This window comes from Aeromonas lusitana, assembly GCF_002812985.1.
Taxonomy (GTDB): domain Bacteria; phylum Pseudomonadota; class Gammaproteobacteria; order Enterobacterales; family Aeromonadaceae; genus Aeromonas; species Aeromonas lusitana.
In genome coordinates this window covers 1-11,612 of record NZ_PGCP01000039.1, presented here as the reverse complement: position 1 = coordinate 11,612, position 11,612 = coordinate 1, and the positions used below count along the sequence as shown (strand labels likewise).

Sequence of the window (11,612 nt, the reverse complement as noted above, 5' to 3'; positions counted from 1 at the left end):
GTGGGCGATGGGTTCACCCGCGAGGCGCCGTTCGAGCCAGCCTTGCAGCGTCGCCTGCTGGCCGGCATCGAGCTCGCGCTCCGGCCAGGTCATCAGGTAGCTGCGCCGGCACCCCAGCAGATGGCACAGCAGCGCATCGGCATCGGCGCGGGGGGATTCCCCCTCGGCCAAGACCGTCATGATGTGAGTTCTAGCCTGCTGGATCTGCATCAAGCGCACTCCATCGACATCGCCATGATGTGAGTTCGAACCCGGTGGATCTGCATCAGCCGTTATCTGCCAGGGAGGCGAGCTGATCGGCCTGGTATTCCTGCACCAGCGGGGTGATGACGCAGTCCAGATCCCCTTCCAGGATCTCGCCGAGGCGATAGAGGGTCAGGTTGATGCGGTGCTCGGACAGGCGCCCCTGGGGGTAGTTGTAGGTGCGGATGCGCTCTGAGCGATCCCCCGAGCCCACCAGGTTGCGACGGGTGCTCTGCTCGGCGGCGCGGTGGCGCTCATCCTCGGCCGCCTGCAGGCGGGCGGAGAGCACGGACATCGCCTTGGCGCGGTTCTTGTGCTGGGAGCGTTCGTCCTGGCATTCCACCACCAAGCCGGTGGGCAGGTGGGTGATGCGGATGGCAGAGTCGGTCTTGTTGACGTGCTGACCACCGGCTCCGGAGGCGCGGAAGGTGTCTATCTTCAGCTCGGACGCATTGATCTCGATCTGCTCGGCTTCCGGTACTTCCGGCAGCACGGCCACGGTACAGGCGGAGGTGTGCACCCGGCCCTGGGATTCGGTTTCCGGCACCCGCTGCACCCGATGACCACCGGATTCGAACTTGAGGCGGCCGTAGACGCGCTCGCCATCCACCTTGGCGATCACCTCCTTGTAGCCACCGTGCTCGCCGTCGTTGCAACTGACGATGGAGACGCGCCAGCCCTGACGCTCGGCGTAGCGTGAATACATGCGAAACAGATCCCCGGCGAAGATGGCAGCCTCGTCACCGCCGGCACCGGCCCGGATCTCGAGATAACAGTTGTTGTCATCCTTGGGATCCTTGGGCAGCAGCATCACCTGCAGCGCCTGCTCCTCTTCCTCGAAGGCGGCCTTGGCCAGCGGCAACTCCTCCTGCGCCATCTCGCGCAGGTCGGCGTCATCTTCTTCCAGCATCAGCTTGGTGGTCGCCAGATCCTCTTCGGCCTGACGGAAGCGCTGGAAGGCGTGAACGATATCTTCCAGCTGGGCATATTCCCGGGTCAAGGCACGGTATCTGTCCTGATCCGAGGCGACCCCTGGCTCACCGAGCAGGGCCTGCACTTCTTCGTGGCGCTCGATGAGGCCTTCCAGCTTTCTGATCAATGACGGATTCATAAATCTTGTATTCTCGATGGAGGAAGGGGCGGCCGGCTGGCCACCCCTGAACTATGACTCTTGTGACAATCCCAGCACCTGGCGCAGTTGGGACAGCTTGTGGCTATCCCCCTGGGCGGCGGCCTGACGCAAGGCCTGGGTCGGTGCGTGGATCAACTTGTTGGTGAGGCGGTGGGCCATGGCCTTGAGGGCCTGTTCCGCATTCTCACCCTGCGCCAGGGCCAGCAAGGCGCGCTGCAACTCTTCATCGGCCACCTGTTGGGATTGGTGGCGATAATCGCGAATGAGATCGACCGAATGCTGGCTGCGATACCAACCCATGAAGTCGCCCTGCTCTTCCTGCACTATGAGCTCGGCCTCGGCGGCGGCCCGTTTGCGGGTCTCGAGGTTCTGCTCGATGATGCCCTGCAGATCGTCCACCGTGTAGAGATAGGCATCCGGCAGCTCGTCCACCTCGGCCTCTATGTCCCGTGGCACGGCGATATCCACCAGGAACATGGGCTTGAAGCGGCGGGCCTTGAGCGCCCGCTCTACCATGCCCTTGCCGATGATGGGCAAGGGGCTGGCGGTGGAGCTGATGACGATGTCCGCCTCGTGCAGGTAATCCGGAATCTCCTCCAGGGTCATCACCTGGGCGCCGAACTCCTCGGCCAGCAGCTGTGCCCGCTGCAGGGTGCGGTTCGCCACCATCATCTGGGTCACGTTCTGCTCGCGCAGGTGACGGGCCACCAGTTCGATGGTCTCGCCGGCCCCCACCAGCAGCACCTTGGTCTGGGAGAGATCGGAAAAGATGCGCCGTCCCAGGCTCACGGCGGCGAAGGCCACCGACACGGCGCTGGCACCGATCTCGGTGTCGGTACGCACCCGTTTGGCCACCGAGAAAGACTTCTGGAACAATCGCTCCAGCGAGCCTTTCACCGCCTCGGCCTGCTGGGCATGGGCGTAGGATTGCTTGATCTGCCCCAGGATCTGGGGCTCACCCAGCACCAGGGAGTCGAGGCCACAGGCGACCCGCATCAGGTGACGCACCGCCTCCTCGTCCTTGTGCTGATAGATGGCCGAGACCACCTCGCTCGTGTCCAGCTGATGGAATCGTTGCAACCAGTGCAGCACCTGCTGTCCCTCCCCCTGCTCCAGGCTGCAGTACAGCTCGGTACGATTGCAGGTGGAGACGATCACCGCCTCGCTGACGCCAGGCTGCTCCACCAGCTCACGCAGGGCGCGATCGATGCAGTCCGGGCCAAAGGCGACCCGTTCCCGCAAGGCGACACTGGCGGTGTTGTGGTTGATTCCGAGGGCAAGCAGACTCATGAGTGGATGGCGATCATTTCGTGCACAGGGTGTAAAGGCCGTCAATTGTACGAGAAAGGGTAAGTCTTTAAAAGCGATACGGCCGCCCCTTATACTGTGGCAAATCACCTTTGTGGAGCCTGACCTTGTTCTTGCGTATCTTCTCCCTCGCCTGCCTGCTGGTGCTGGCTGGCTGTACCACCACCTCCCCCCAGCGGGATCAGGTCAACTGGCAACAAGAACGGGCCCGTCTCGAGCGCCTCGATCACTGGCAGCTGTCGGGCAAGATGGCCATCATCACCGCCCAGCAGAAGGGTAGCGCCCGTCTCAACTGGCAGCAGGATGGCGACGATTATCGCCTCAACCTCACCAGTCTCATCGGCACCCATATCCTGGAGCTCTCCCGCGTCAAGGGGGAGGTCACGCTCATCGACAACGAGGGCAAGCCGCACCAGAGCCAGGATGCCGAGGCGCTGATCTACCAGCTCACCGGCTGGAACATACCAGTACAGGGGCTGCCCGAATGGATCAAGGGGCTGCCGGGTCAGGCCGAGTTTGAACTCAACCCGGACGCCAGCCTGGCCTCGGTGCGGGACGGCCAGTGGCAAATCGTCTACGGCGACTACCGGGATCAGTCCGGCTACCGCCTGCCCCATCTGCTGACCATGACGGGCCAGGGCAGCCGCCTTAAGCTGCAGATCAACCAATGGAACCTGGTGCCCTGATGACAGCTCCCGACACACATCCGCAGTTGGCGCCAATCCGCTGGCCCGCGCCGGCCAAGCTGAACCTCTTCCTGCACGTCAATGGCCGCCGCCCGGACGGTTATCACGAGCTGCAGACCCTGTTTATCTTCCTCAATCACGGCGATTGGCTGGAATTTGAGCCGCTCGCGGGTACCGACCTGCTCACCCTGAGCCCCGCCATCCCGGGCGTACCCGATGAGCAGAACCTGATCATCCGGGCCGCGCGGCTGTTGCAAGCCAGACTACCGAGTCCCCGAGGGGCCCATATCAAGCTGGAGAAGGTGCTGCCCATGGGGGGTGGTATCGGTGGCGGCTCCTCGGACGCGGCCACCACGCTCGTCGCCCTGAACCATCTGTGGCAGGCAGGGCTCAGCCAGGATGAGCTGGCAGACCTTGGGGTGCAGCTCGGCGCCGATGTGCCCGTGTTTGTGCGCGGCCGCGCCGCCTTTGCCGAAGGGGTAGGCGAGCGACTGCAACCGGTGGAGCTGCCGAGTGCCTGGTATCTGGTGCTCAAACCGGATTGTCACGTGGCCACGGCGGCCGTGTTCCAGGATCCGGACCTGCCCAGAGCTACCCCGAAAATGGCATTGCACAATCTGCTGGAAGGGGAGTGGAAAAACGATTGCGAATTGCTGGTGAAAAAGCGCCACCCCGAGGTTGCCAATGCGCTCGGCTGGTTGCTAGAATACGCGCCGTCAAGAATGACGGGCACTGGAGCCTGCGTCTTTGCTCAATTTGAAGACGAAGTGGCTGCTCGGAAGGTGTTGGCAGAGGTGCCGAAAGGCTGGGATGGGTTTATCGCCAAGGGCGAGAACATATCACCACTCTTCGTCACTTTGCAACAAGTCAGTGATTGGGGTATCGCCAAGCGGTAAGGCAGCGGGTTTTGATCTCGCCATCCCTAGGTTCGAATCCTAGTACCCCAGCCATTCTCTTGGTGATAGAGACAGGCATATCGATGACATGAAGCCTTGAAGAGATCATTCTCGTCAATCTTCCTACCCCTTCGATACCTGACCATCACAAGTGGCTGACGGCAATACCAGACCGGCGCGGCTCAGGGTGGCCCGCCCCGTCAACGCGATAAATCGTTTGCCCAAAAACGATATGGGTCTTTAATCAGACTCTCCACATACTGGATGCAACCCCGAGGTTTCAAACCGTGCCTGACATGAAGCTGTTTGCTGGTAACGCAACGCCGGAACTAGCCCAGAAGATCGCAGATCGCCTGTTTATCAAACTCGGCAATGCTGCCGTAGGTCGCTTTAGCGACGGCGAGATCAGCGTACAGATCAATGAGAATGTACGTGGTGGCGATATCTTCATCATTCAATCCACCTGTGCCCCGACCAACGACAACTTGATGGAGTTGATCGTCATGGTGGATGCACTGCGTCGTGCTTCAGCTGGCCGTATTACTGCCGTTATCCCCTACTTCGGTTATGCCCGTCAGGACCGCCGCGTCCGCTCCGCCCGTGTACCCATCACCGCCAAGGTTGTCGCCGACTTCCTCTCCAGCGTGGGTGTGGATCGCGTGTTGACCGTTGACCTGCACGCCGAGCAGATCCAGGGCTTCTTCGACGTTCCCGTGGACAACGTGTTCGGCAGCCCAGTGCTGCTGGAAGACATGATGTCCAAGAACCTCGAATCCCCCGTGGTTGTATCGCCGGACATCGGCGGCGTGGTGCGTGCCCGTGCCATCGCCAAACTGCTGGACGACACCGACATCGCCATCATCGACAAGCGTCGTCCCCGCCCGAACGTCTCCCAGGTCATGCACCTGATCGGTGACGTAGCTGGCCGTGACTGCATCATAGTCGATGACATGATCGACACCGGTGGCACCCTGTGCAAAGCGGCCGAAGCGCTCAAAGAGCGTGGCGCCAAGCGTGTGTTCGCCTATGCGACCCACCCTGTCTTCTCCGGCTCCGCCGTGGAAAACATCAAGAATTCGGTCATCGATGAGCTGATCATCACCGACTCCATCCCGCTCACCGCCGAGATGAAAGCCGTAGGCAAGGTCAAGCAGCTGACCCTCTCCTCCGTGCTGGCCGAAGCCATTCGCCGTATCAGCAACGAAGAATCCATCTCTGCCATGTTTGAGCATTGATAGACCCCGTTGTGACAAAAACCGCCAACTGGCGGTTTTTGTCTTTTTAGCCCCGCTCGGTATTACCCTGCCCCGGCAGGTTAAGGATTTACCATGAAGTGCTCCCGTCTCCTGCTCATTTTCCCGCTCTGTGCCCTGCTCTCTGCCTGCCTGCCCGGCAAGGAGACCTCGCCGTTTACCCTGACCCTGGCGCACATGAACGACACCCACTCCCAGTTTGATCCGGTCAACGCCGAGCTCAAGGGCGCCATCTTCGGCAAATCGGAGAGCGACACCCTCTACACTCGCCTCGGTGGCTACCCTCGCCTGCTGACCATGGCGAAATCCTATCAGGCCGATGCCCTGGCCAAGAATGAGCCCCTGTTGCTGCTGCACGGCGGCGATGCCTGGCAGGGCAGCGGCTACTTCAAGCTCAACGAGGGGATGGCCAACGCCGAGCTGCTGAGCCAGTTCGGCCTCGATGCCATGGCCCTTGGCAACCACGAATTCGATCTCGACAACCAGAAGCTGGCCCGCTTCATCCAGGGGGTCAACTTCCCCGTGCTCGCCGCCAACCTGGATGCCAGCGATGACGAGGACCTCGCCCGAGCCGACAACCTCAAGCCGTTCGTGGTTTATGCCTTCGAGGGCAACCAGAAAAGTCCGGTCCCGGATCTCAACCAGTTGCCCAAGGGCAAACAGCTGGTCGCCGTCATGGGGTTGGTGCTGGAAGACATGGCCAACATCTCACCCAATGTGGGTGAGCTGCATTTTCGCAAGGAAGTAGCCACGGCCCAGGCCACGGTAGACCTGCTGCAAGCCAAGGGAGTCCACCAGATCGTGGCCCTGACCCACATAGGTAACGCCCGGGATCTGGCGCTCGCCGCCGAAGTGAACGGACTGGACGCCATCGTCGGCGGCCACTCCCACAGCCTGCTCGGCGACTTCACCAACGTCGGTTGGGGCAACACCGGAGAGTATGCCCAGCTTGTCACCAACCCGGACGGGGTCGGTCTCACCTGCGTGGTGCAGGCGGGCTCCTACGCCCAGGCCATCGGTCTGGCGCGCGTCAGCTTCGACGGCCAGGGCCGGGTCATCGGCTGCAAGGGCCAGAACCAGCTGCTGGCGAGCCGCGACTTCTTCGCCGACCCCGCCCGCACCCAGCCGCTCGACAAGACCCGCAGCCAGCAGGCGAGCAAGTTTATCGGCGCCCAGCCGAACCTGGTGACGGTGGATGAGGATCCGCGCCTGCGTGGTCTCATCGACAGCCACTTCAAACCGGCCCTGGACAAGGCGTTCGGTCCCGTCATCGCCACCCTGCCGGCGGCGCTGCAAAATGCCCGTCGCCCGGGGGATAACGGCAGCGACAACCATGGCTCGGACGTAGCCCCCCTGGTGGCCGAGGGCCAATACTATTGGGCCAACACCCAGGCGGTGCAGGCATTAACCGGCGGTCCGGTGGACTTCGCCCTGCTGGCGGTGGGGGGTGTGCGCGCCGATCTGCCCGCCGGTGAGCTGCGCGAAGGGGATCCCGCCCTCACCCTGTTGCCGTTCAAGAACCAGCTCACCGTGCTGACCCTGACCGGCGCCGACGTGCGCGCCCTCTTGACCGAGACCATCACAGCCACCCTGGCCCCCAGTGCCCACGCCGGCAAGTTCCCCTACGGCGGGCACCTGCGCTACATCTTCACCGAAACCCTGGCGGGCAAGCGTGGCAGTCTGACTCAGTTGCAATGGCAGGGCGCCGACGGCCAATGGCAGGATCTGGTGGATGCACAGCGCTATAAAGTGGTGATGAACGCCTACAGCGCCAACGGCAACGACGGCTGGCAAGCGCTGGCCCGTGCCCAGGCACAGCAGGCTGAGCGAGTAGATCTCGCCTGGGTCGATGGCAAGCTCACCGCCTTCCCCGTGCTAAAAGTGGAGCAGAACGGTGCCCAGCTGAGCGCCCGCTACGCAGGGGGCCAGGCCTTGGACTGCAAGGCCGATACGGTCAACTGCGGCACGGACGCGGCCTCCTTCGTGCAGTACGTGAAAGAGCAGCGCCCGACCCTGACCGCACTGACCGAGGAAACGGTGACCCTGCTGCGGGCCCATTGATGCCTCACCGGCATTGAGCGACAGGGCCCCTTTTTTGCGACCGTTGGCCGCCTGTTTCACCCTAATTCCCCACTTGGCCTGCGCTTTGGTTGAGTGATCGCCAGTCGGCGGCTAGAATATTGCGTCCCATTGCCCAGGCCATCCGTCCCGGGCAAGCAGAGAGTGAAGACATCAAGCGTGACGAATCAAATCAAACTGATTGTCGGGCTGGGTAATCCCGGCCCCGAATATGCCAAGACCCGTCACAACGCGGGCGCCTGGTATGTAGAGCAGTTGGCCCGCTGGCACAACGTCAGCCTGCGCGAAGAGCCCAAGTTCTTCGGCCACACCGCCCGCATCCTGGTGGAGGGGCAGGATGTGCGCTTGCTCATCCCCAATACCTTCATGAACCTCTCCGGCAAGGCCGTGGCGGCGCTGGCGCGCTTCTACCAGATTGCCCCGGAAGAGATCCTGGTGGCCCACGACGAACTGGACCTGCCCCCCGGCATCGCCAAGTTCAAGCAGGGCGGCGGTCACGGCGGTCACAATGGCCTCAAAGACATCATCGCCAGGATGGGCAACAACAATAACTTCTTCCGCCTGCGCCTGGGGATAGGTCATCCCGGCGCCAAGGAGCTGGTGGCCGGCTTCGTGCTGACCAAGGCCCCCAGCAGCGAACAGAGCCTGATCGAGGCCGCACTGGACGAGTCCCTGCGCGCCACCGACATCCTGTTCAAGCAGGACATGACCAAGGCCATGAACCGGCTGCACAGCTTCAAGGCCGAGAAAGTCTGAATACGGATACCTGGCAAGTGTCAGGATCACACAATATGACAGGGTCGCCTCCGCGGCCCCCACAACAAGGTAACAATCCATGGGTTTTAAATGCGGTATCGTGGGCCTGCCCAATGTAGGCAAATCCACCCTGTTCAATGCGCTGACCAAGGCCGGCATCGAAGCCGCCAACTTCCCGTTCTGCACCATTGAGCCGAACACGGGTGTGGTCCCCATGCCGGATCCCCGTCTCGACGCCCTGGCGGCCATCATCAACCCCCAGCGTGTGGTGCCGACCACCATGGAATTCGTGGACATCGCCGGCCTGGTCGCGGGTGCCTCCAAGGGTGAGGGTCTGGGCAACCAGTTCCTGGCCAACATCCGCGAAACCGAGGCTATCGGCCACGTGGTTCGCTGCTTCGAAGACGAGAACATCATCCACGTCGCGGGCAAGGTCTCCCCGGCCGATGACATCGAGGTGATCAATACCGAGCTGGCCCTGTCTGACTTGGACGCCTGCGAGCGCGCCATTCACCGTCAGTCCAAGCGTGCCAAGGGCGGCGACAAGGATGCCAAGCTGGAAGTGGAAACCCTGGAGAAGATCCGGGTTGCCCTGGAAAACGGCCAGATGATCCGTGGCATGAAGCTGGACAAGGAAGAGCTGGCCGCCGTCAGCCACCTGAACTTCCTGACCCTCAAACCCACCATGTACATCGCCAACGTGGCGGAAGACGGTTTTGAGAACAACCCCTTCCTGGACAAGGTGCGCGAAATCGCCGCCGCCGAGAACGCCGTGGTGGTCGTGGTCTGCTGCGCCATCGAGGCGGACATCGCCGAGCTGGATGACGCCGATCGCGCCGAGTTCATGGCAGATCTGGGCATCGAAGAGCCGGGCCTGAACCGGGTGATCCGCTCCGGTTACGAGCTGCTGAACCTGCAGACCTACTTCACCGCCGGGGTGAAAGAAGTGCGCGCCTGGACCATTCCGGTCGGTGCCACCGCGCCGCAGGCCGCTGGCAAGATCCACACCGACTTCGAGAAGGGCTTCATCCGTGCCCAAACCATCGCCTTCGACGACTTCATCACCTACAAGGGTGAGCAGGGCGCCAAGGAAGCGGGCAAGATGCGCGCCGAAGGGAAGGACTACATCGTCAAAGATGGCGACATCATGAACTTCCTGTTCAACGTCTAACGACACCCTCATCTCCTGAGGGGCTGCCATCCTATCGGCGGTGACTCTCAAGAAGATGCAAAAAGCCCGTCCAATCCTGGACGGGCTTTTTTATTGTCAGACAAAAAATGGCAATAAAGCACATAAACAGGTCACGATTAGCGTGCGCGTCTATTCCACCATATAAACAAGATGTAAAATTGAATGATTGCAGTTTAAGTCACTAAAAAGACACTAAATAGCCCTCTATCGTACCGTCAGGGACGCATCCAGGCGCTGCCAAACTGCACATAGACGGCGGGGCCGTCGCGGCTCCAGGCCATGTCCAGCCCCATGTGCAGACCATACTTGCGGGCGATCTCGTAGCGCACACCCACTCCGCCGGCAACCACGCTGCGCTCGTCGAACAGGGCGCTGTCCGTGCCGCCAAACCCCTTCCCCACCCCGCCAAAGCCCACCAGACTGTAGCGATCCCAGATAGGCCAGAGCAGCTCGGCCTCCAGTTGTGCCACCTGCTGCCCCTGATAGCGCATGGCCGGCACCCCGCGCAAGGAGACATAAGGCGACATGTAGAAGGGGGTGTCACCGGCATTGCCGCTCCAGGAGCCGTTGATCCCGAGGCTCGCCTGCTGCGGCAAGGGCACATACTGGATGCCGGTCAGGGCATAGCGAGTGAAATCGAGATCGCTGCCAAGACCCGGCGCGAAGAGGGTGGCGCTGGCCTCCAGATAGTTGCCTGCCCTCGGGGTGAACATGTTGTCCCGGCTGTCGTGGGTGACGCTGGCACCCAGGCCGCTGATGCGCTGCTCGCGATCATTGAAGGGCAGGATGACGGGAAGATCGAAGCTGGCGCGGGTATCGGCGAGCAGGTAACTCAGCCCCAGCCAGTTGTCGCTCTCCCCCAGCCGATAACGGCCCCGCAGCAGGCCGCCGGTGAGATCCAGGGTATAGGAGTAGGCTCTCGGCTCGTGATCCCCGCGCACGGCACCGTAATAATCCAGGTTCAGGCTGGTCTTGATGGCGCCCACATGGGTGTTCAGGCGATTATCCAGCCAGTAACGCAGGTCGCCGCCAAAATAGCCGCGCGTTCCGTTCTCCGTCCCCATTGCACCGATCAGGGTGATGTTCGGCCGATTGAAGCCGCTGCCGGGATCTGGCCGGTCGATAAACGCTAGCGCCCCGACCGCACCGAGCCCGAGTGCGGGCTCGGTGATGGGGATCAGCACCGGCATGAAGCCATAGGCCTGATCGATAAAGTGGCTCACATCGAGCCGGCCATCCTCCCCACGGATCAGCGACTGGGGATGGGCAGGCTCTGTCTTACCCTGTTGGGCATCCGCCCCCGCATTAGCTTCAACCTCTTCAGCCCCCGTTTTTACCGCGGAGGGCATCTTTTCAGGATCGGTTGCCAGCGCCTGAGTGGCCGCCAGCGTCAGCACCATGGTCAGCAGGTTGCCGGGAAAGGGGGCGCATAAGGGCCGACGGGCGCGCGCCAGCCCGCCACACTCTTGCGCATGCCTAGGGGCAAGGCGCAGTGAAATCAGGTTTCTCAATGCAGGCCCACTCCTGAGGGAAAAAGGTTGCTTTTCAGCCCCTGGCTGACGGCGCCGCCAACCCGTTTTTGCCCCTTGCCATACAACCGGTGGCCAATGGCCAAATCACCAGGGCAGTTGAGGTGACGAGCGGCGTGAAAAACATCGACGAATAAAGCAACAAGCTGATTTTAGATGATATTTAATGACCATATTGGCCATTATAGAGACTCGGCGCCACTCTGTTGTCGTCGTGTCCTCCGCACTGTGCTGCCTTTGATCGCCCTCTTTTTTCGCCTTCCCGGGCTATCAGGAACCGTGAATTGTTGGGGTTTTGTTCAATGCGGGCGAAGAAGTCGCCAAACACACTACTTTTGCGCTTTTCAGGGGAAAAAAGGGTTGACGCCCCAGAGCCAGATACGCATAATTCGGCCCGCACAGTGACGAGGCAACGACTCACTGGAAGCACGGTTGGCTATGTAGCTCAGTTGGTTAGAGCATCGCACTCATAATGCGAGGGTCACAGGTTCGAATCCCGTCATAGCCACCATAAATCAGTTCAGTTGGGGTATCGCCA

The 11,612-nt window shown here is 61.6% G+C and carries 9 protein-coding genes, 2 tRNA genes and 1 pseudogene; 8 read left to right on the top strand and 4 right to left on the bottom strand.

Features of this window, described 5'->3' with window-relative positions:
- From CUC44_RS19005 to hemA, 3 genes and pseudogenes are all read right to left on the bottom strand, one after another.
- Positions 1–210, bottom strand: a pseudogene (locus CUC44_RS19005) (peptide chain release factor N(5)-glutamine methyltransferase); the annotation flags it as partial.
- Positions 211–265: 55 nt separating this feature from the next.
- Positions 266–1,354 (bottom strand): peptide chain release factor 1, encoded by a 1,089-nt coding sequence (gene prfA, locus CUC44_RS19000; protein ID WP_100861434.1) that lies wholly within the window; start codon positions 1,352–1,354, stop codon positions 266–268.
- Positions 1,355–1,405: 51 nt separating this feature from the next.
- The gene (hemA, locus tag CUC44_RS18995; RefSeq protein ID WP_100861433.1) at positions 1,406–2,665 is read right to left on the bottom strand and encodes a glutamyl-tRNA reductase; all 1,260 of its coding nucleotides are present in this window, start codon (positions 2,663–2,665) and stop codon (positions 1,406–1,408) included.
- A 119-nt stretch (positions 2,666–2,784) separates the two neighbouring features.
- On the opposite strand from hemA, the gene lolB reads away from it, so the two are divergent.
- The 7 genes from lolB (at position 2,785) to ychF (ending at position 9,524) form a co-directional block, all read left to right on the top strand.
- Positions 2,785–3,369, top strand: coding sequence for a lipoprotein insertase outer membrane protein LolB (lolB, locus tag CUC44_RS18990; protein WP_100861436.1), 585 nt, complete (start codon positions 2,785–2,787; stop codon positions 3,367–3,369).
- 26 nt (positions 3,370–3,395) lie between these two features.
- A complete protein-coding gene (ispE, locus tag CUC44_RS18985; protein ID WP_100861435.1) occupies positions 3,396–4,265 on the top strand; it encodes a 4-(cytidine 5'-diphospho)-2-C-methyl-D-erythritol kinase in 870 nt (289 codons plus the stop codon).
- Positions 4,245–4,319: transfer RNA gene (locus tag CUC44_RS18980), tRNA-Gln, on the top strand. The genes ispE and CUC44_RS18980 overlap by 21 nt, the downstream gene beginning before the upstream one ends.
- A 233-nt stretch (positions 4,320–4,552) precedes the next feature.
- Positions 4,553–5,500, top strand: a complete 948-nt coding sequence (locus tag CUC44_RS18975; protein WP_100861432.1) for a ribose-phosphate pyrophosphokinase — start codon at positions 4,553–4,555, stop codon at positions 5,498–5,500.
- A 93-nt stretch (positions 5,501–5,593) separates the two neighbouring features.
- A complete protein-coding gene (locus CUC44_RS18970) occupies positions 5,594–7,579 on the top strand; it encodes a bifunctional metallophosphatase/5'-nucleotidase (protein WP_100861431.1) in 1,986 nt (661 codons plus the stop codon).
- Positions 7,580–7,756: 177 nt separating this feature from the next.
- A complete protein-coding gene (pth, locus tag CUC44_RS18965; RefSeq protein WP_100861430.1) occupies positions 7,757–8,353 on the top strand; it encodes an aminoacyl-tRNA hydrolase in 597 nt (198 codons plus the stop codon).
- A 79-nt stretch (positions 8,354–8,432) separates the two neighbouring features.
- The gene (gene ychF, locus CUC44_RS18960) at positions 8,433–9,524 is read left to right on the top strand and encodes a redox-regulated ATPase YchF (protein WP_100861429.1); all 1,092 of its coding nucleotides are present in this window, start codon (positions 8,433–8,435) and stop codon (positions 9,522–9,524) included.
- A gap of 236 nt (positions 9,525–9,760) precedes the next feature.
- On the opposite strand, the gene CUC44_RS18955 is transcribed toward ychF, so the two are convergent.
- Positions 9,761–11,056 (bottom strand): BamA/TamA family outer membrane protein, encoded by a 1,296-nt coding sequence (locus CUC44_RS18955; RefSeq protein ID WP_157812804.1) that lies wholly within the window; start codon positions 11,054–11,056, stop codon positions 9,761–9,763.
- A gap of 452 nt (positions 11,057–11,508) precedes the next feature.
- Between CUC44_RS18955 and CUC44_RS18950 the strand changes: the two genes are divergently transcribed.
- Positions 11,509–11,585, top strand: a tRNA-Met gene (locus CUC44_RS18950).
- Positions 11,586–11,612 lie beyond the last annotated feature (27 nt).

What these genes read in the sequence shown, in the direction of transcription:
- hemA (WP_100861433.1), bottom strand. Translation starts at nt 2,665, where the DNA reads ATGAGTCTGCTTGCCCTCGGAATCAACCACAACACCGCCAGTGTCGCC.
- CUC44_RS18970 (WP_100861431.1), top strand. Translation starts at nt 5,594, where the DNA reads ATGAAGTGCTCCCGTCTCCTGCTCATTTTCCCGCTCTGTGCCCTGCTC.
- ychF (WP_100861429.1), top strand. Translation starts at nt 8,433, where the DNA reads ATGGGTTTTAAATGCGGTATCGTGGGCCTGCCCAATGTAGGCAAATCC.
- prfA (WP_100861434.1), bottom strand. Translation starts at nt 1,354, where the DNA reads ATGAATCCGTCATTGATCAGAAAGCTGGAAGGCCTCATCGAGCGCCAC.